22 protein-coding genes are annotated in these 17,735 nt (G+C 61.4%); 11 read left to right on the forward strand and 11 right to left on the reverse strand.

The window, feature by feature from the left end; all coding sequences use genetic code 11:
• Positions 1-7 precede the first annotated feature (7 nt).
• Positions 8-1,189 (forward strand): CaiB/BaiF CoA transferase family protein, encoded by a 1,182-nt coding sequence (locus OU419_RS08090; protein WP_254471521.1) that lies wholly within the window; start codon positions 8-10, stop codon positions 1,187-1,189.
• Between the two features lie 6 nt (positions 1,190-1,195).
• Here OU419_RS08090 and OU419_RS08095 read toward each other — a convergent pair whose 3' ends face one another.
• The 3 genes from OU419_RS08095 to OU419_RS08105 form a co-directional block, all read right to left on the reverse strand.
• Positions 1,196-1,693, reverse strand: coding sequence for a SprT family zinc-dependent metalloprotease (locus tag OU419_RS08095; protein ID WP_254471520.1), 498 nt, complete (start codon positions 1,691-1,693; stop codon positions 1,196-1,198).
• Positions 1,694-1,996: 303 nt separating this feature from the next.
• Positions 1,997-2,593 (reverse strand): Yip1 family protein, encoded by a 597-nt coding sequence (locus OU419_RS08100; RefSeq protein ID WP_254471519.1) that lies wholly within the window; start codon positions 2,591-2,593, stop codon positions 1,997-1,999.
• A gap of 160 nt (positions 2,594-2,753) precedes the next feature.
• On the reverse strand, positions 2,754-3,350 hold the full coding sequence (locus tag OU419_RS08105; protein WP_254471518.1) for a DNA-J related domain-containing protein: 597 nt from the start codon (positions 3,348-3,350) through the stop codon (positions 2,754-2,756).
• A 100-nt stretch (positions 3,351-3,450) separates the two neighbouring features.
• On the opposite strand from OU419_RS08105, the gene ttcA reads away from it, so the two are divergent.
• The 6 genes from ttcA (at position 3,451) to OU419_RS08135 (ending at position 7,743) form a co-directional block, all read left to right on the forward strand.
• Positions 3,451-4,278, forward strand: coding sequence for a tRNA 2-thiocytidine(32) synthetase TtcA (gene ttcA / locus OU419_RS08110; RefSeq protein WP_254471517.1), 828 nt, complete (start codon positions 3,451-3,453; stop codon positions 4,276-4,278).
• A 19-nt stretch (positions 4,279-4,297) separates the two neighbouring features.
• Positions 4,298-4,969, forward strand: coding sequence for a DNA-3-methyladenine glycosylase I (locus OU419_RS08115; protein ID WP_254471516.1), 672 nt, complete (start codon positions 4,298-4,300; stop codon positions 4,967-4,969).
• A gap of 21 nt (positions 4,970-4,990) precedes the next feature.
• On the forward strand, positions 4,991-5,755 hold the full coding sequence (locus tag OU419_RS08120; RefSeq protein ID WP_254471515.1) for an NAD-dependent protein deacylase: 765 nt from the start codon (positions 4,991-4,993) through the stop codon (positions 5,753-5,755).
• 69 nt (positions 5,756-5,824) lie between these two features.
• The gene (locus OU419_RS08125; RefSeq protein WP_254471514.1) at positions 5,825-6,451 is read left to right on the forward strand and encodes a C40 family peptidase; all 627 of its coding nucleotides are present in this window, start codon (positions 5,825-5,827) and stop codon (positions 6,449-6,451) included.
• Between the two features lie 81 nt (positions 6,452-6,532).
• The gene (locus OU419_RS08130; RefSeq protein ID WP_254471513.1) at positions 6,533-7,063 is read left to right on the forward strand and encodes a C40 family peptidase; all 531 of its coding nucleotides are present in this window, start codon (positions 6,533-6,535) and stop codon (positions 7,061-7,063) included.
• Between the two features lie 17 nt (positions 7,064-7,080).
• Complete coding sequence (locus OU419_RS08135; protein WP_254471512.1) at positions 7,081-7,743, forward strand: class I SAM-dependent methyltransferase; 663 nt, start codon at positions 7,081-7,083, stop codon at positions 7,741-7,743.
• Positions 7,744-7,781: 38 nt separating this feature from the next.
• On the opposite strand, the gene OU419_RS08140 is transcribed toward OU419_RS08135, so the two are convergent.
• The 3 genes from OU419_RS08140 to OU419_RS08150 are packed head-to-tail and all read right to left on the reverse strand — an operon-like array spanning position 7,782 to position 10,235.
• Positions 7,782-8,531, reverse strand: coding sequence for an SDR family NAD(P)-dependent oxidoreductase (locus OU419_RS08140; RefSeq protein ID WP_254471511.1), 750 nt, complete (start codon positions 8,529-8,531; stop codon positions 7,782-7,784).
• Position 8,532: 1 nt separating this feature from the next.
• Positions 8,533-9,834, reverse strand: coding sequence for an FAD-binding oxidoreductase (locus OU419_RS08145; RefSeq protein ID WP_254471510.1), 1,302 nt, complete (start codon positions 9,832-9,834; stop codon positions 8,533-8,535).
• On the reverse strand, positions 9,831-10,235 hold the full coding sequence (locus tag OU419_RS08150; RefSeq protein WP_254471509.1) for a GtrA family protein: 405 nt from the start codon (positions 10,233-10,235) through the stop codon (positions 9,831-9,833). Before OU419_RS08150 ends, OU419_RS08145 begins: the two co-directional genes overlap by 4 nt.
• A gap of 60 nt (positions 10,236-10,295) precedes the next feature.
• On the opposite strand from OU419_RS08150, the gene OU419_RS08155 reads away from it, so the two are divergent.
• Positions 10,296-11,168 carry a decaprenyl-phosphate phosphoribosyltransferase gene (locus tag OU419_RS08155; RefSeq protein ID WP_254471508.1) on the forward strand — a complete coding sequence of 291 codons (873 nt, stop codon included), beginning with the start codon at positions 10,296-10,298 and terminating at the stop codon, positions 11,166-11,168.
• Entirely contained in the window at positions 11,165-11,584 is a 420-nt protein-coding gene (locus OU419_RS08160) for a divergent PAP2 family protein (protein ID WP_254471507.1), read from the forward strand. Before OU419_RS08155 ends, OU419_RS08160 begins: the two co-directional genes overlap by 4 nt.
• 72 nt (positions 11,585-11,656) lie before the next feature.
• On the opposite strand, the gene OU419_RS08165 is transcribed toward OU419_RS08160, so the two are convergent.
• From OU419_RS08165 to OU419_RS08185, 5 genes are all read right to left on the reverse strand, one after another.
• On the reverse strand, positions 11,657-12,355 hold the full coding sequence (locus OU419_RS08165; RefSeq protein ID WP_254471506.1) for a pirin family protein: 699 nt from the start codon (positions 12,353-12,355) through the stop codon (positions 11,657-11,659).
• Between the two features lie 108 nt (positions 12,356-12,463).
• On the reverse strand, positions 12,464-13,243 hold the full coding sequence (gene tcyN / locus OU419_RS08170) for an L-cystine ABC transporter ATP-binding protein TcyN (protein ID WP_254471505.1): 780 nt from the start codon (positions 13,241-13,243) through the stop codon (positions 12,464-12,466).
• Entirely contained in the window at positions 13,240-13,914 is a 675-nt protein-coding gene (tcyL, locus tag OU419_RS08175) for a cystine ABC transporter permease (protein ID WP_254471504.1), read from the reverse strand. The genes tcyN and tcyL overlap by 4 nt, the downstream gene beginning before the upstream one ends.
• Positions 13,911-14,711, reverse strand: a complete 801-nt coding sequence (gene tcyJ, locus OU419_RS08180; protein WP_254471503.1) for a cystine ABC transporter substrate-binding protein — start codon at positions 14,709-14,711, stop codon at positions 13,911-13,913. Before tcyJ ends, tcyL begins: the two co-directional genes overlap by 4 nt.
• Positions 14,712-14,814: 103 nt before the next feature.
• Entirely contained in the window at positions 14,815-15,831 is a 1,017-nt protein-coding gene (locus OU419_RS08185; protein ID WP_254471502.1) for a D-cysteine desulfhydrase, read from the reverse strand.
• A 244-nt stretch (positions 15,832-16,075) separates the two neighbouring features.
• Between OU419_RS08185 and OU419_RS08190 the strand changes: the two genes are divergently transcribed.
• Together OU419_RS08190 and OU419_RS08195 are read left to right on the forward strand one after the other, a co-directional pair.
• Positions 16,076-17,044: a glycosyltransferase family 2 protein gene (locus tag OU419_RS08190; RefSeq protein ID WP_254471501.1), complete on the forward strand. Its 969-nt coding sequence runs from the start codon at positions 16,076-16,078 to the stop codon at positions 17,042-17,044.
• Between the two features lie 37 nt (positions 17,045-17,081).
• Positions 17,082-17,726 (forward strand): class I SAM-dependent methyltransferase, encoded by a 645-nt coding sequence (locus OU419_RS08195; protein WP_254471500.1) that lies wholly within the window; start codon positions 17,082-17,084, stop codon positions 17,724-17,726.
• Positions 17,727-17,735: the final 9 nt, after the last annotated feature.

Raw genomic sequence — 17,735 nt, forward strand, 5'->3', positions numbered from 1 at the left:
ATTTCCCATGCAAGGCCCGCTCGCGTCGCTGAAGATTCTGGATTTTTCCACCCTGCTGCCGGGGCCGTTCGCCTCGCTGTTGCTGGCGGATATGGGCGCGCAAGTGTTGCGCGTGGAGTCGCCCTCGCGGATGGATCTGGTGCGCGTGCTGCCGCCTCATGTCGACGGCACCTCGGCCAGCCATGCCTATCTGAATCGCAACAAACGCTCCATCGGCCTGGATCTCAAGCAGCCGCAGGCGGTGGAAGTGGTGAAGCAACTGGTGCAGGAATACGACATCGTGCTGGAGCAGTTCCGCCCCGGCGTGATGGACAAGCTCGGCGTCGGTTATGAGGCGCTGAAGGCGATCAATCCGAAACTGATCTACGTATCCATCACCGGCTACGGCCAGACCGGGCCGTTCCGTGACCGCGCCGGGCATGACATCAATTACCTGGCCCTGGCTGGCGTTGCGAGCTACACCGGGCGCCGCGACAGTGGCCCGCTGCCGCTGGGCGTACAACTGGCGGATATTGGTGGCGGTTCACTGCACGGTGTGATGGGCCTGCTGGCGGCGGTCATCCATCGACAGCAGACGGGGGAAGGGCAATATGTGGACGTGAGCATGACGGATTGCGCCTTCAGCCTGCATGGCATGGCCGGCGCGGGCTATCTCGCCGCCGGGGTCGAGCCGGAGATGGAGGCCCTGGCGCTCAACGGCGGCAGCTTCTACGACTACTACCGCACCCGCGACGGTCGCTGGTTCTCCGTTGGCAGCCTGGAGCCGCAGTTCATGCAGCAGTTCTGCACTGCCATCGGCCGCCCGGAGCTGGCTGCACGAGGGCTTTCATCCAAACCGGAAGACCAGCAGGCACTCAAGCGCGAGATCGCCATCGAGTTCGAGAAGCAGGATTTTACCGAATGGCAGAAGCGCTTCGCAGCGTTGGATGCATGCGTCGAACCGATGCTGTCGATGTCCGAGGCAGTGGAGCACCCTCAGTTGCGCGCCCGTGGCGTAGTCACCCAGGTGCCCAATGGCAAGGGAGGTGTGCAGCGGCAGATGGCTTGCCCGATTCGCTTCTCCGCCGGCCTGCCTGAGCCGCGTCATATCGGCACGGCAGTGGGGGCGCACACTGGCGAGGTGATGACGGAACTGGGTTATTCGAGCGAGCAGATACAGGCGCTGAGGGCGGCGAAGGTCATCGCCTGAGCGGCATCACTCGCGGCGCGTTTCGCCAGTGAACACCAGCGTCGCGCGGCAGCGCCGGCAGTAGTAGCGGCGGCCCTGTGCAACCAGGTTGTGGCGCTGGGCGGAGAAGGGGAATTCGTTGCCTTCGCCGCAGTGGCAGCGGTACAGGTAGCGAGTGGACCGGCGGCGTTTGATCTCATAGGTGTGACAGCGGTCTGGCGGCAAGCCGTAGATGCCGCGCATGATCAGTTGCCATTCCTCGCCATGCGGGCGGATGCGCGGGCCGAACATCTGGTGGGCGATCAGGTGGGCCACTTCGTGGGCCACGGTCTGCAGCAGGAAATGATCGTGGTTTTCCCGGTACAACTGCGGGTTGAAGCGCAGCAGATTCTCATCGAGGTGGGCAACGCCGGCTTTCTGGCCGCGTAGCCGGAAGCTGATTTCCGGACGCGGAAAGCGTCGCTGGAAGAAGGCTTCGGCCTGCTGATAGCAGGCTTCGACGCGAGCGTTGAGCTGTTCAGGCATACAGTGGTTCTCCGACGGGGGCAGATTATGCCGTAGTCGGAGCACTGGTGGAGGATTTCTCGTGGCCACTCGTCCGGCCTGCAGATTCAGGCAAGCCGGGAGGAGTTTCAGGCAAGCCGGCGTTGGCGGGGCGATCTTGCCCGGTCTGCCGGCAGGCTCCCAATGCCAGGCCGCAGGATGACGGGGCGCAGCGCTACCTATCGACATGCGCGGCCAGCACAAGTTGCCCCCTCATTCTGCGAATGAGGACCGCATAAAGGAAAACCGGGCCGCATGGGCCCGGTTTTTCATTCAGGGTGAGGTTCAGGTGTATTCCGGGCCGATGCCGCTGCCCCAGAGGATCACCGACATAGCGATCATTGCTACCAGCACCACAAGGCCCACCGCCAATACCGAGCTGGAGAACAGGAAGCCTTCATCCTTCGGAATGTTCATGAAAGTCGGGATACCGACATAGAGCAGGTATACCGTGTAGCAGATCGCGGCGGTGCCGACGATCATGCCCAGCCACAGGTGCGGATACAGTGCCGCCAGGCCGCCGATGAACAGCGGAGTTGCGGTGTACGCGGCGAACACGATGCATTGGGTGAGCGACGGCGAAGCGTCATACGTGCGAGCCATCCAGTGGATGAACGCTCCCATCACGGCAACACCGGCGAGCATGGCGATATAGGTCATCACGGTCAGTTGGATCGCACTGGCAGCGGTTAGCTTGACCGGTCCGGCGTTGCCTAGTACCCAGCCCACCTGTGTGGTGCCGATGTAGGCGGAAATCACCGGGATGGCAGCGAGGATCAAAACGTGTGTCAGGTACATGTGGCTGATGGATTCTTCCTCGCCACGGATGTCCTGCCATTCCTGATCGGGATGGGTGAAGAGCCCCCATACATGATGGATCATGTCAGCATTCTCCTCTTCTTATAGAAGGTCGCCCCCCAGCTAGACGCCGCAGACGCGTATCCAGCGTGATCCGGTGTCCGGCCGACCTATGCGACCTTATGACGCAGTATAGGAATGGCTGGAAGCCGCGTCGTCCGTGGAGTTAGAGCAAATGGAAGCTTCACGGGCGGCTGTAATAGCGCTCCAGAATTTCCATCGCCTTGTTGATCGACTGAAGGCGCGCCGTGCTGCCGCCGCGATCCGGGTGATGCTGGCTGACCAACTGGCGGTAACGCAGCTTGATCAGCGCGTAGTCCACAGGGCCGTCTTCCAGCTCGAAAAGGGCTAGCGCGGCGGCTTTCTCCTCGTTGCCCTGCATGCGCGTCCAGAAGCTCTCCAGCAGTTTCTCCACATCGCGCTCGGTGGTTTCCTTCAGGTGCCTTTCGTCGAGGTAATAGGCACGCAGGGAGTCCTGCTCGCCCAGCGCCTGCGCCCCGCCCATGTAGGGAGATAGACGGATCTGCAGAGGGCCGATTTCCAGGTGCGCGGCGTTTTCCGCCCAGAGACGGTCGCGTAGCCGGTAGAGCGCGTTGAACACCAGGAAGTGGGTACGGAACAGCACCAGCTTGTCGGTCAGCGCCAGGTTGGGGATGTGTGTGGAATGCCGCGCCTTCAGCTGCTGGATGAGCTGGAATTCGGAGATGCCGTCGGGCGCCTCGCGAAGCAGTTGCAGGAGTTGATCGGCGAGGTCGAGGCTGTAGTCGAGATCGGATGTCATTGCCTGAGCCTAGCATCGGGCTGCCGAAGGGGCTGGGGTATGCGTCGCTTTGCGCGTAAAATAGTCAGCTTTTCGTCTTGCCCCCGGATTCCAGAGCACAATGGCCAGCACCCTTTCGGTCAATCAGAACAAACTGCAGAAGCGCCTGCGCCGCCAGGTCGGCGAAGCGGTCACCGATTTCAACATGATCGAGGATGGCGACAAGGTCATGGTCTGCCTGTCAGGCGGCAAGGACAGCTATACATTGCTGGACATCCTGCTGTACCTGCAGAAGGTGGCGCCGATCCAGTTCGAGATCGTCGCGGTGAACATGGACCAGAAGCAGCCAGGCTTCCCCGAGCACGTGCTACCGCAGTACCTGAAGTCCATCGGTGTGCCGTACCACATCATCGAGAAGGACACCTACTCGGTGGTGAAGGAAAAGATCCCGGAGGGCAAGACGACCTGTTCGCTGTGCTCGCGCCTGCGTCGGGGCACTCTCTATACCTATGCCGACGAGATCGGTGCGACCAAGATGGCCCTAGGGCATCACCGCGACGACATCCTGGAAACCTTCTTCCTCAATATGTTCTACGGCGGCACCCTCAAGGCGATGCCGCCCAAGCTGTTGTCCGACGATGGTCGCAACGTGGTGATCCGCCCGCTTGCATACTGCAGCGAGAAGGACATCGAAGCCTACTCGGTACTCAAGGAATTTCCGATCATCCCCTGCAATCTGTGCGGTTCGCAGGAGAATCTGCAGCGGCAGGTGGTCAAGGAAATGCTGCTGGACTGGGAGCGCAAGTCGCCGGGCCGTACCGAGATCATGTTCCGCGCGTTGCAGAACGTGGTTCCGTCGCAACTGGCCGATCGCAACCTGTTCGACTTCGCGAGTCTGCGCATCGACGAGACCGCCACTCCGCGCTTCCTCGATGTGATGAACCTCTGATCCCCCGCAAGGACGCCCGATGCGCGATTACCAGTGGTTGTATGAGTATTGTCTGAACCGTTTCGGCTCGGTGGCAGCGCTGGAGGCCCGGCTGCCACAGCCGAAGTCGCTGGCCGAGTTGGAGAGGGTGAGTGACGACCGCTATCTGTCGCTGATCAGCTTGCGTATTTTTCGTGCCGGCTTGAAGCACAGTCTGGTGGACGCCAAGTGGCCGGCCTTCGAGGAAGTCTTCTTCGGCTTCGATCCGCAGAAGGTGGTGCTGATGGGGGGCGAACGGCTGGAGAACCTGATGCAGGACGCCCGGTTGATTCGTCACCTGGGCAAACTCAAGAGCGTGCCACGCAACGCGCAGATGGTGCTCGATTTCGCGGCAGAATACGGCAGCTTCGGCAGGCTGTTGGCGCAGTGGCCGGGCACCGATATCGTCGGGTTGTGGAAGTTGTTGAGCAAGCGTGGCAACCAGTTGGGCGGGCTGTCCGCGCCACGCTTCCTGCGCATGGCTGGAAAGGACACATTCATCCCCACCGATGACATGGTCGCCGCGCTCAAGGCCCAGGGCATCATCGACAAGGCGCCCACCGGTCTGAAAAACCTGGCGCTGGTGCAGGCGGCGTTCAATCAATGGCATGAGCAGAGCGGTCGTCCGCTGTGCCAGCTTTCGGTGATGCTGGCGCACACGGTCAACCACTGAGGCCGGGTAAAGGGAGGGTGCATGGAGTTGGCGATCGAGCGTACCGGTGCGGTGCTGGCCCGCTCCGAGCGTATCCTGGTGATCACAGGGGCTGGTCTTTCCGCCGACTCCGGCATGCCGACCTATCGTGGCCTGGGTGGTCTGTACAACGGCCGTACGGTGGAGGGGGTGCCCATCGAATCCGCCCTTTCCGGGCCGATGCTGCGCGACCAGCCGGGGCTGTGCTGGAAGTATCTTGCCGAGCTGGGCCGGGCTTGTCTTGGCGCCCGTCCAAACGCCGGCCACGATGCCATTGCCGAGTTGCAGCGCCGCAAACCCCAGTGCTGGGTGCTGACCCAGAATATCGATGGCTTCCATCGCCAGGCAGGTTCGCCAGCGCAGCGACTGATCGAGATTCACGGTGAACTGGCTCCGCTGTACTGCCAGTCCTGCGGCCAGGAGAGTGCCGGGCTTGCCGAGCACCTGAGCCGGCCGTTGCCGCCGAAGTGCGCGCGCTGCGCTGGTGTGCTGCGTCCGCCGGTGGTGCTCTTCGAGGAAATGTTGCCGGAGGCGGCGATCGATACGCTCTACACGGAGCTGCGCAAGGGATTCGACGCGGTGTTGCTGGTGGGGACTACCGCGAGCTTTCCCTACATCATCGAGCCGGTGCTGCGCACGAAGGCCGCGGGGGGCTTCACAGCCGAGGTGAATCCGGGTTTGACCGATCTGAGTCCGGTGGTCGAAGAAAGAATGGTGGGTCGAGCCTTAGACATTTTGCCGCGCCTGCTGAGTCACATTCCGCGATAAAAAACTTGCATTGATCTAATTGAGCGGGCAAATTAACCCGCTAATAAATGGAACTAATGAGACACGGTCGTGCCCATGCTTAAACGCTTCGCACCCCTCGTGCCCATGAGTTTCGTTCTGTTGCTGGCAGCTTGTGCCAGCCATTCGCCGGAATCGCAGCCGGGCCAGGTAGCTGTAGCGCCGACCAGCCGAGCCGCAATTCAGATTGACCAGCACAAGGCAACGCTGGCGAATGAGTCGCAGAACGAGGGGGCCAAAAACTATAACGGCAGTTCGGCCGAGCACGTATCCGACATTCTGGATCGTGCGTTTTCGCTGATCGGTACTCCGTACCGCTTCGGTGGAAAGTCGGAACGGACTGGTTTCGATTGCAGCGGCTTCGTGGGCTATCTGTTCCGCGAAGAAGCCGGCATCAGCCTGCCGCGCTCCACTCGCGAGTTGATCAATATGGACGTCCCGCTGGTCTCGAAAGAAGACCTGCAACCCGGCGACCTGATCTTCTTCAACAATCGTGGACGTGGTCGGGTGAGCCACGCCGGCATCTATATCGGTGACGGCCAGTTCATCCACTCGGCCAGCCGTCGCGGTGGTGGTGTGCGGGTGGATAGCCTGGACGAGAGCTACTGGCGCCTGAGTTACATGGAGGCCAAGCGAGTGCTCGAGCCTGGCTACCAGCCGAAGACGGCAGTTCGCTGAACTTAAAGTTTTACTTTAAGTATTGCGTTCAACTCACTGTCAGTGCAAAGTGATGGCATTCCTTAACGGGGATGCCATCATATGCTTGCTCCTCAGCGTCTCATTCTCCTGGTTGCACTTGCCTCCCTGGCCGCCTGTGCCAGTCGCACGCCGCCGTCGCCGCCTCCCGTGGTGAACGCGCCATCGCTGTCTGCCTACAACTCCCAAGCTGCTGATGACGTTCTGATTCGTGCTATTGGTCTGGTCGGTACACCGTATCGCTGGGGTGGAAACACTCCCGACGGCGGTTTCGATTGCAGCGGCCTGATCGGCTATGTCTACCGCGATGCAACTGGCTTGCAACTGCCGCGCTCTACGCGGGAGATGATCAGCATGCGTGCCCCGACCATTTCCCGCGATGGCCTGCAAAGCGGCGATCTGGTCTTCTTCGCCACCAGTGGTGGGCGAGGTGTCAGTCATGCGGGTATCTATGTCGGCGAAGGGCGCTTCGTTCATGCGCCCAGAACGGGCGGAACCGTGCGCCTGGACAGCCTCGACAGTGCCTATTGGCAGAAGGCTTTCCTCGAAGCAAAGCGTGTACTCGCAGCGCAGAGTCTCGCCCTTCATCCCTGAATCGATCGGGAGGGGCCATGACTACCCGTACGCTCAATCTGGACGACGCCCTCTATCAATACCTGCTCGATGTTTCCCTGCGGGACTCTCCGCTAAAGGCTCGTCTGCGCGCTGAAACGGCGGCGTTGCCGACATCGCGCTGGCAGGTTGCTCCTGAGCAGGGGCAGTTTCTCGCTCTGTTGGTGAAGCTGCTCGGAGCGCGCCGCCTTCTCGAGATCGGTACCTTCACTGGATACAGTGCGTTGTGCATGGCAGAGGCGCTGACGGACGATGGGCGTCTGCTCTGCTGCGACCTGCCTGGCGACTACAACGACGTCGCCCGGAAATATTGGCGTGAAGCAGGCGTGGAGTTGCGCATCGAACTGCGCCTGGGGTCGGCGCTATCCACTTTGGAAAGTCTGCTGGCTGACGGTCAGGAGGGCAGCTTCGACCTGATCTTCATCGACGCCGACAAGGCCCGCTATCCGGCCTACTTCGAATACGCACTGAGCCTGTTGCGCGTTGGCGGGCTGGCGGTGTTCGACAATGTTCTGTGGAGCGGGAGGGTGCTGGAAGCGCAGCCTGAGAGCGCCGATACGCGTGCGATCCAGCAGCTCAATCTGGCGCTCAGGGATGACGTTCGGGTCGATTATTCGCTGCTGCCGCTGGGCGACGGCATGAGTCTTTGCCGCAAGCGCTGAGGGGCAGCCCCACTGGCGGGATGGAGCCGCCGCAGGTCTCAGATGTTCATCTTGTTGAAGATCACTGCTGGCAGGTGCCGGATAATCATCATGATCAGTTGCCACTTGCGAGGCGTGTAGAGCGTCGTTGCGCCCTTGCTCACGGCCCGGACGATTTCGCTGGCGACATCCTCCACCGGAGCCAGTTGGGCTCCATCGCGCTTCAGGTGTGCGGTCATCGGGGTATCGGTAGGACCGGGCTTGACCAGCAGGACCTTTACTCCGGTTCCAGCGAAGCGATGCTGCAAGCCCTGGGCGTAGCGCGTTACCAGGCCCTTGGCCGCGCCGTAGACATAGTTGGATTTACGCCCGCGATCCCCGGCGACGGAGCCGATCAGGATCAACGTGCCCTTGTTCGCGCGCGCCATGTGCGCAGCGAAAGCTTCGGCATAGAGCGTTGGCGACAGGGCGTTGACTTCCATTGCCTGGTGCGCGGCTGCCAGGTCGTTCTGGCAGGCGTCCTGGTCCGGCAGGGACCCGTGGGCGATCAGCACGATATCGGCTGTGCGGCCGGCCAGTGCCGTGTCGACGGTTTGCTGGATGGCGGTCGGGGTGAGGAAGTCCGCTGTCATGCTGCGAATGTCTGAGTTCGGGCTGCGGACCTTCAGATCTCTGACGATTCGCTCCAGGCGCTCCAGATCGCGGCCGATCAGAGTCATGTCGACTTCCTGGCCTTGCGCCCATTGTCTGGCGCAGTGCTCGGCGATGGCAGAGGTGGCTCCTACGATGACGATGTTCTTCCTGTTCACTTCAGCTTCCTAGCAGGCGGCGAGATAGCCCCGAGCTGATGCCGGGGTCGCGATAGGTGTGGAATTCCTGCAGCCGGGGGTAGCCCGACTCGAAGAGGTCGCGCGGCATGCGCGCATCCTTTGCCGGGTACAGTCGACCTTTCGCTTCACGCACGATGGCATCGAGGCGGTCGAGCAGGCGCAGTGTGCGTTCGCCACGATTCGGAAAGTCCAGTGCCAGGGTTACGCCCGGCTGCGGGAAGCTCAGCATGCCTGGCGATTGGCGGTCACCGAAGGTCTTGAGCACTGCGAGGAACGAACCTTCTCCCGCGTCGGAAATCGCGGTCAGCATGGCCTGCACGGCCTCCTGGCCGGATGAGCGTGGCACGACGCTCTGGTACTGGTAGAACCCCCTCGGGCCGTACATGCGGTTCCACTCGAGGATGTTGTCCAGCGGGTAGGAGAAGGGCTCGTAGTGGGCGAGACTACGTCCGGCGCGGCGCTGGTTCAGATGGTAGTAGACAGCATTGAAGGGGCGCAGCGACAGTCCATTCACCAGCGAGACCGGAGGCACGAACGGCATGCTCAGCTTGCGCTCTCTGGGGAGGGGGCCGTGTTTCTGGGCGCTGGGGTTCGCGCGAAGAAATATGCCGCGGCTACTGTCGCCTGACAGGCAGTCGATCCAGGAAACCGTCTGCTCCCAATCTGCCTCGGAGCTGTCGGCCAGTGCAAAGAACTCGTCCAGGTTGGCGTACGGGATGGTTTCCGTGTCGAGCCACGGGCCGGAGACCCTGCGCAATTGCAGTTCGGCTTCGATCATCACACCTGTCAGCCCCAGCCCGCCGACCGTGGCGCAGAACCAGTCGCCTTGCAGTTCAGGGCCGCAGTCGATGATGCTGCCGTCGGTTCGGGCGAGGCGGATCCGTCGTACATGGTCGCCAAACGAGCCGAGGACATGATGGTTCTTGCCATGCACGTCGTTGGCGATCGCACCACCCACAGTCACGATCTGCGTGCCCGGCGTGACCGGGAGAATCCAGCCGCGCGGCACTGTCAGTCGCTGGATGTCGCGCAGCAGGGTTCCGGCTTCGCAGACCAGGCGGCCGCTCTCATCGTCGAACTGGATGAGATGATCCATGCCCGCGGTCATCCACAACGTGCCGTGCGGGTTGAGGCAGGCGTCGCCGTAGCTGCGGCCCATGCCGAAGGCAAGGCCGGGTTTCTGGCTGCTGGCCAGGGTGCTGGCAACTCGCTCGGGGTCGTTCAGGGGGGTGGTTTTGTGGGGGAGGGCGTCCAGCCTTCCCCAGGAGCTGACGGGTCTCAAGCGGCCTCCGCGGTTCGGAATACGTATCGCTTGTCCAGGTGGTACTTGGTTACATAACCGATGGCCAGGCCGATTGCGCCTCCGAGGTAGCGCATTCCGTCGGACTGGAAAATGTGCTGGAAGGTGAATTCGAAGCCCCAGAAGATGACGGTCGTTGCCAGCCCCATGATGGTGTAGAGCACGAAGGTCTGGCCGTCATGAACGGCGTCGCGGGCGCGGAAGCGGAAGATGTACCGCTTGTCGAGAACGTACTTGATCACTAGCCCAACACCGGTGCCGACGATGATCGAGAGAAGAATCGCATAGGCCCCTGAATACCCGCGGATCACTATGTCCTGGGCGCCAATGTTCGCAACGGTAGCGATCAGGGCAAGAATTGCGTACGTTATCGCGATTTTCATTGTGTGGAATGTCTTCGGGACCGCAGGGGAAGGGGCGATGGTTGTATGCAGGAAACGATAGTGACTCATTCACTGGGAGCGCAGCTGCGCGGCTTGATCAAGCTGATGCGCCCGAAGCAGTGGGTCAAGAATGGCTTCGTCCTTGCGCCGCTGGTTTTTTCCGGCGAGTTTCTCAACTCCGATGCCATAAGTCACGCGCTCCTGGCGGTGCTGCTGTTCTGCATCGCGTCGTCGGCGACCTATATCGTCAATGATGTGCACGACATAGAGCGAGACCGCCAGCACCCTGTGAAATCCAGCTCCAGGCCGCTTGCCGCCGGCATCCTGTCCATCCCCGTTGCGCTCATATTGCTCGGCGGTCTTTATGCGCTGCTGCTTTGTGGCTGGTTCCTCACCCCGAAAGTGTTGGCGGTGATCGTTGCATACATGCTGCTGAACCTCGCCTATACCTTCGTCCTCAAGCACCAGCCCGTTGTGGACATCTTCACCATTGCCATAGGTTTCGTGCTGAGAGTGTATGCCGGAGCGATGGCGCTGGACGTGCCGGTTTCGGCATGGATGTTCGTGACCACCCTGTGCCTGGCGCTTTACCTCGCCGCGGTAAAGCGTCGGCAGGAACTGAGCAAGAACGGCGCGGGTGCGCGCAAGGTGCTGGAAACCTATTCACTGTCACTGGTGGATCGCTACGCGGAAATCTCCGCCACCGGCGCGCTGGTGTTCTACAGCATGTTCGTGATGTCGGCGAAGCCAGACCTCGTGGTCACTGTGCCGCTGGTGCTGTTCGGCTTGTTCCGCTATTGGTACGTCGTCGAGGCGCTGGACGGTGGAGAGTCTCCGACTGACGCGCTGCTGGCCGATTGGCAACTGTTGTTCACCGTTGTCCTGTGGATAGGCGTCTGTGTGTGGGCGTTGTGGCCGGGGATGCCCGTATGAAGACATACGCGTACCTATTGACGCCATTTCTTGCCTGGCTCGTCGCCGGCTGTACCAAGTTCCTTGTCAACAGCATCAAGGCCGGCAAGCCGGCCTTCGGGCTGATCGGCTACGGTGGGTTGCCCAGCAATCACAGCGCCATCGTCAGCAGCATCGCAGCGTTGATCGCCTTCAGGGAGGGAATGGATCAGCCCGCCTTCGGCGTGGCGATCACCCTGGCGTTCATCGTGATGCTGGATGCGAATAGCCTGCGTCGCCAGATTGGCAAACAGGCAGTGGCGATCAATCGGTTGGCTGCAGATGCTTCTGGGTGCGAGCCTTTGCGCGAGCGCATGGGACATACGAAGGTCGAAATCGCCGCTGGAGTTCTGGTCGGTATCGCCGTCGCCGTGATCGTCGACGCATTGCTTGTGTAGTCTGACGACAGCGCAGGCGTCATGAAAAAGGCACGTCGCTTGGCGTGCCTTTTCATTTTCTACCGCTGTGGGTCAGGCGACGTCGACCAGAATGACTTCGCTGTCCTCCAGCGCTGTCACCTTCACCACTTTCTCGTCAGCGATGGCTGCTCCGTCGCGTGCGTCGATGGTCACTCCGTTGACTTCCACCTTGCCGGTTGCCGGCACAAGGTAGGCGCGTCGATCCTCGCCCAGCTCGTACTCGGCGCTCTGGCCGGCTTTCAGCGTGGCTGCGACCAGTCGACCATCGGCGCGGATGCGCAGGGCATCGGTGTCGTTTTCGTAGCCGCTGGCCAAGGTGACGAAGCGGCCGGCGCGGTCGCCTTTCGGGAAGGGTTTGGCGCCCCAGGACGGCGTGCCGCCGCGTACCGAGGGGATGATCCAGATCTGGAAGATCCTGGTCACGTCCTTCTCGAGGTTGTACTCCGAGTGCACGATGCCGGTACCGGCGCTCATCACCTGTACGTCGCCCGCTTCGGTGCGGCCCTTGTTACCCAGGCTGTCCTGGTGGGTGATCGCGCCCTGGCGGACATAGGTGATGATTTCCATCTCGCGGTGCGGATGGGGCGGGAACCCGGTGCCGGCGGCGATTTCATCATCGTTCCAGACACGCAGGTTGCCCCAGTCCATGCGCTCGGTGTCGTAGTACTCGGCAAACGAGAAGTGGTGCTTGGCGTTGAGCCAGCCGTGGTTGGCGCCGCCGAGTTGCTGGAAGGGTCTGCGTTCGATCATGGCATAGTCCTCGTGGGGCGCGGCTGGCGTAGAGGCCTGGCCGCGCGGTTCATGGGGCTATGTTCTCTCGTATCCGATCGATTAAAAAGCGCAAATATCGGTGTTTATTTATCTGATAATTGGATTGTTTGTGAATTGCTCACTCGGGGCGAGGAACTTGCTTAGAAACTGGCGGGTGCGCTCTTCACGCGGGTTGGCGAACAGCGCCTTGGCGTCGCCTTGTTCGACGATCACGCCCTTGTCGATGAAGATCGCCCGGTTCGCCACGTCGCGGGCGAAGCTCATTTCGTGTGTGACGATGACCATCGTGCGCCTTTCCTGGGCCAGGCCGCGAATGGTCGACAGCACCTCACCGACCAGTTCCGGGTCGAGTGCGGAGGTCGGTTCGTCAAACAGAATCACATCAGGCTGCATGGCCAGTGCCCGAGCTATGGCGACCCGCTGCTGCTGGCCGCCGGAAAGGCGCCTGGGGTAGGAATCTTCCTTGCCGGCCAGACCGACCTTCGCCAGCAACTGGCGCGCGCGCTGCTCGGCCTGGGCGCGGGGTTCCTTCTTCACCACAATTGGCCCCTCGATCACGTTCTCCAGCGCCGTGCGATGGGGGAAGAGGTTGAAGTTCTGGAACACGAAGCCCACGTGCTGGCGCAGCTTGCGGATCAAGCCCTGCTGGCTGCTCAGCGGGCGTGAGGCATCAATGTGAATATCGCCAACCTGGATGGTGCCGCCATTGGGTGTCTCCAGCAGATTCAGGCAACGCAGCAGGGTAGTCTTGCCCGAGCCGCTCGGGCCGATGATCGCGACCACTTCGCCAGCCTCGACGGTCAGGTCGATGCCCTTGAGCACCTCCTGGCCGCGGAACTGCTTGGTCAGTTGGCGTACCTCGATCATGCGTCGTGCTCCCGGTCGTGGCGGTTGACCCGGTCTTCAAGTCGGTTCTGCAGGTGCGAGAGGATGCTGGCGAGCACCCAGTAGATCAGCGCGGCGGCGAGGTACATGGTGAAGACCTCGAACGTGCGCGCGGTGATCAGTTGTGCCTGGCGGAACAGCTCCGGAACCTGGATGGTGGCAGCCAGCGCGGTGTCCTTGACCAGCGAGATGAAGCTGTTGCCCAACGGCGGCAAGGCGGTACGCGCGGCCTGCGGGAGAATCACCCGGCGCAGGGTCTGGGCGCGGGTCATGCCGATGCTGGATGCCGCCTCCCACTGGCCACGGTCGATCGAGCCGATGGCGGCACGCAGGATTTCGCACACATAGGCAGCCATGTTCAGCGAGAAACCGATCAGCGCCGCTGGCAGCGGATCGAGCTCGATGCCCAGTTGCGGCAGGCCGTAATAGATCATGAACAACTGGACCAGCAACGGCGTGCCACGGAAGAACGACACGTAGATGCGGGAAAGCCAGCGGAGAGGAAGGGGGCCGTACAGGCGCATCAGCGCGAAGAGGAACCCGAGCAGTAGTCCGAAGAACATGCCGCCTACGCTGAGGACTACCGTGAAGACCGCGCCCTTGAGCAGAAAGGGCGCGGAATCCAGCGCAAGCTGCAGGCTTGCGTCGATCATTGGGTCACGTCAGCCTTGAACCATTTTTCCGACAACTGCTTGAGAGTGCCGTCGGCGCGCAGCTTCTCGATGGCCTTGTTCAGCGCAGCGAGCAGTTCCGGGTTGCCCTTGCGCAGGGCTATGCCGGCTTCCTGGCGGGCAAAGGGAGCGCCGGTCAGGGCCATGGCGCCATTGGTCTTGTTGACCATGTCGAAGGCGGCCAGGCGGTCCACCAGAATCACGTCGATGCGGCCGCTGCGCAGGTCCTGGAACTTGGTCGGGTCATCCTCGTAGGTGCGCACATCGGCCTTCGGTACGTTGTCCTTCAGCCATTGCTCGTAGTTGGTGCCCAGGCCGACGCCAACCTTCACGCCCGCCAGTTTCTCGGGTGCGTCGTACTTGCTTTCGTCACCTTTGCGCACCAGCGCCTGGATGCCGGAGACGGTGTATGGCTCGGAGAAGTCGTACTTCTTCTTGCGCTCCTCGGAGATGGTCACCTGGTTGATCACCAGGTCCAGGCGCTTGGACTCCAGCGCGGCGAGGATACCGTCCCACTTGGTCGGTTGAAGCTTGGCCTTGGCGCCAAGCTCCTTGGCGATGAGGTCGGAGAAGTCCACTTCGAAGCCGGCGAGCTTGCCGTTTTCGTCCTGGAAGCTGAATGGTGGATAGGTGCCCTCCAGTCCGACCCGGACTTCGCCTTTCTCCTTGATCTGGGCGAGCAGGTCGTCGGCGGCCAGGGCTTGGCCGAAGAGGCCGGCACCCAGGGTGAGGGTCAGGCTGGCAAGAACGAAATGGCGTCGCAGTGCGGTGAAGATCATGGTGAGCCCCGTCTTTGGTGTTTTAAGCAGGTTAGTCAACGTGTGGCGACTGTAGGGTCATAGTTGTTATGCAATAAAATAATGAAAAGTTACATACTTAGATTTATGCGTCGGCGTGTCGGCCTACCGGGTGATAAGCGAAAAGCGCCGGTGCACCACCCGTATGGAGGAACAGCAGGGGGCCGTCGGCAGCAAAACGTCGGCGGGCGATTCCATCGAGCAGACCAGCCATCGCCTTGCCTGTGTAGACCGGATCGAGCAGCAGCCCTTCTTGGCTGGCCAGTAGTCGCACTGCCTCCAGCGTGCCGGCGTTCGGTTCGCCGTAGCGTGGCGCGAAGTACTCATCCCACAGTTCAACCTTCGGCGCTTGCCGGGAGCCTTGTCCGAGCAACTCCAGCGTATGCTGGATCAGGCCCTCTACTTTCGGACGTTGCGCGGCGTCGGTGCGCGAAACCGTCACTCCGATCACCCGCAACTCCGGCATGGCCTCGGCCAGCGCTACGGCGAGCCCCGCATGAGTGCCGGCGCTGCCGGAGGCCAGCACCACGGCGGCGAAGCGCTGACCGCTGAGTCGAATCTGCTCCGCCAGTTCGAAGCCTGCGCGAACGTAGCCCATTGCCCCCAGCGCATTGGAGCCACCAATGGGAACTAGGTACGGCTTGCGGCCCTCGCGCAGCAGGCGTTCGCCGCTCTGCAGCAACAGTTCGTCGGCGTTATCCAGGTTGGCGACCAGTTCGACTTCTGTGCCGAACAGATCCAGCAGCAGGCGATTGCCGTTGCTCAGGTAGTTGAGGTTCTGTGTTCCGATCGGGTTTTCCAGCAGCGCCACGCAGCGCAGGCCAAGCTTCGCCGCCACCGCTGCCGTCTGGCGCACATGGTTCGACTGGATGGCGCCTGCAGTTACCAACGTGTCGGCACCCGAGCGCAGCGCATCGGCCGCAAGGAATTCGAGCTTGCGCACCTTGTTACCGCCGAGGGCGAACGGCGTAGTGTCGTCGCGCTTCACATAGACATCGCGCCTCAGGTGGGCCGAGAGGCGCTCCAGTTTTTCCAGGGGAGTGGGGCCGCCGGCCAGTTCGAGACGAGGGAGGCTTGCCAGGGCGGTGCGGATGGAGTTCATCGATGGCCTCGTTGTAACGGAGGGGCGGAAGAAGGGCTCTGACATTGGAAGCGGTTAGGTCCGCTCTGTCAGATGGCTCCGTACGATTGTGACTGAAAAGTCTCTTTGTTCTTTCTTAAGTACTGAAATATTGATGTAATTATTCTTTCGGAAGGAGAAACAACAGGTTAGAGGCAGGGTGCAGGCATGTGCCGTTCATCCTCACTGGATGTTGTTCAAACTTGAGAGGAAGTGCAGGTCTCCAATGCAGCAGACACCACAGCGCAAGCTGATCATCCAGATTCCGTGCCTCAACGAGGCTGAATCTTTGCCCGTTTGCCTGGCTGAACTGCCGCGGGAAGTCGAGGGATTTACTCACGTCGAATGGCTGATCATCGACGATGGTAGCGATGACGACACGGTGGCAGTGGCCAAGGCCAACGGCGTGGACCACATAGTACGCCACGCGGGCAACAAGGGGCTGGCACAGGCGTTCATGACCGGGCTCGATGCTTGCCTGCGTCTGGGCGCGGATGTCATCGTGAACACCGATGCCGACAACCAGTACTGCGCTGCCGACATTCCGGCATTGACCTTGCCTATCATCGAGCACCGGGCCGACCTGGTGATCGGTGCCCGACCGATCAGCGCCATCGAGCATTTCTCCCCTATAAAGAAAGCGTTGCAGCGCTTGGGTAGCTGGGTGGTACGTGTCGCCAGCAAGACTACTGTGCCGGACGCTCCCAGTGGTTTCCGGGCGATGAGTCGCATCGCCGCGCAGCGCATGATGGTGTTCAGCAATTACACCTACACCCTCGAAACAATCATCCAGGCGGGGCAGAAGAACCTCACCGTGGTCTCGGTACCCATTCGTGTCAATGGCGATCTGCGCCCCTCGCGACTGGTGAAGAGCATTCCTTCTTACATCCAGCGCAGCATCGTCACTATCGTCCGGATCTTCATCGTCTACCGACCGTTCCGCTTCTTCGGCACCATCGGGGCTGCGCTTTTCATGGCGGGCTTCCTGATCGGTCTGCGATTCCTCTGGAAGTATCTGGCGGGCGCCGGCGACGGTCACGTCCAGTCGTTGATCCTGGCTGGCGCTCTGATGGGAATGGGTTTCCAGACACTATTGATCGCTTTTGTCGCCGACCTGCTGTCAGCCAACCGGAAACTGATGGAAGACGTGCGGGTCAAGGTTGCCGAGATCGCCTCGAACACCGAGCGCAAGTAACGCCAGGAACCTTTGGCAAGCAGCAAATGGAGGGGGCATGGGGATCAAGGTAGCCGGAGGCATCCGGGAAAACGGTATCGTCGTTGGAAACGCCTACGACAAGTACGGGTCCGGTAACTGGATCGTCCGGCGGATCATGGCTGGCTTCGAGAAGTCGTTGTCTGGCCTGGTGAAGCGTGCGGAGCCCGCGTCCATTCACGAGGTTGGCTGTGGCGAAGGCTATTGGGTGCTGCGCTGGCAAGAGGAGGGGCGACAAGCCCGGGGCTGCGACTTTTCCGCTCAGGCCATCGCGCTGGCTAAAGAGAACGCCGAAGGTCGCGTGGCCGGTGCGGAACAGCTGTTCGAAGTGAAGAGCATCTACGACCTGCAACCTGATGTGGATTCCGCAGACCTGCTGGTTTGTTGCGAAGTACTTGAGCACCTGGAAGACCCGGATGCCGGCATTCGGGCTCTGCAGAAGGTCGTGAGCGGGCACCTGATCGTCAGCGTGCCACGGGAGCCCTTGTGGTGCGCATTGAACCTCGCGCGGGGCAAGTACATCGGGAGCCTGGGTAATACACCGGGACACTTGCAGCATTGGTCGAAGAACGGTTTCGTCCGTTGGGTCTCCCAGTATTTCGAAGTCGTCGAAGTCCGCTCGCCATTGCCCTGGACTATGCTGCTCTGCCGTCCGTTGCGCTGAAATGCCCAA

It is taken from the genome of Pseudomonas triclosanedens (genome assembly GCF_026686735.1).
GTDB lineage: Bacteria > Pseudomonadota > Gammaproteobacteria > Pseudomonadales > Pseudomonadaceae > Pseudomonas > Pseudomonas triclosanedens.

Coding starts and splice junctions, on each gene's coding strand:
- OU419_RS08090 (WP_254471521.1), top strand. CDS start 8: ATGCAAGGCCCGCTCGCGTCGCTGAAGATTCTGGATTTTTCCACCCTG.
- OU419_RS08095 (WP_254471520.1), bottom strand. CDS start 1,693: ATGCCTGAACAGCTCAACGCTCGCGTCGAAGCCTGCTATCAGCAGGCC.
- OU419_RS08100 (WP_254471519.1), bottom strand. CDS start 2,593: ATGATCCATCATGTATGGGGGCTCTTCACCCATCCCGATCAGGAATGG.
- OU419_RS08105 (WP_254471518.1), bottom strand. CDS start 3,350: ATGACATCCGATCTCGACTACAGCCTCGACCTCGCCGATCAACTCCTG.
- ttcA (WP_254471517.1), top strand. CDS start 3,451: ATGGCCAGCACCCTTTCGGTCAATCAGAACAAACTGCAGAAGCGCCTG.
- OU419_RS08115 (WP_254471516.1), top strand. CDS start 4,298: ATGCGCGATTACCAGTGGTTGTATGAGTATTGTCTGAACCGTTTCGGC.
- OU419_RS08120 (WP_254471515.1), top strand. CDS start 4,991: ATGGAGTTGGCGATCGAGCGTACCGGTGCGGTGCTGGCCCGCTCCGAG.
- OU419_RS08130 (WP_254471513.1), top strand. CDS start 6,533: ATGCTTGCTCCTCAGCGTCTCATTCTCCTGGTTGCACTTGCCTCCCTG.
- OU419_RS08135 (WP_254471512.1), top strand. CDS start 7,081: ATGACTACCCGTACGCTCAATCTGGACGACGCCCTCTATCAATACCTG.
- OU419_RS08150 (WP_254471509.1), bottom strand. CDS start 10,235: ATGAAAATCGCGATAACGTACGCAATTCTTGCCCTGATCGCTACCGTT.
- OU419_RS08160 (WP_254471507.1), top strand. CDS start 11,165: ATGAAGACATACGCGTACCTATTGACGCCATTTCTTGCCTGGCTCGTC.
- OU419_RS08165 (WP_254471506.1), bottom strand. CDS start 12,355: ATGATCGAACGCAGACCCTTCCAGCAACTCGGCGGCGCCAACCACGGC.
- tcyN (WP_254471505.1), bottom strand. CDS start 13,243: ATGATCGAGGTACGCCAACTGACCAAGCAGTTCCGCGGCCAGGAGGTG.
- tcyL (WP_254471504.1), bottom strand. CDS start 13,914: ATGATCGACGCAAGCCTGCAGCTTGCGCTGGATTCCGCGCCCTTTCTG.
- tcyJ (WP_254471503.1), bottom strand. CDS start 14,711: ATGATCTTCACCGCACTGCGACGCCATTTCGTTCTTGCCAGCCTGACC.
- OU419_RS08185 (WP_254471502.1), bottom strand. CDS start 15,831: ATGAACTCCATCCGCACCGCCCTGGCAAGCCTCCCTCGTCTCGAACTG.
- OU419_RS08190 (WP_254471501.1), top strand. CDS start 16,076: ATGCAGCAGACACCACAGCGCAAGCTGATCATCCAGATTCCGTGCCTC.
- OU419_RS08195 (WP_254471500.1), top strand. CDS start 17,082: ATGGGGATCAAGGTAGCCGGAGGCATCCGGGAAAACGGTATCGTCGTT.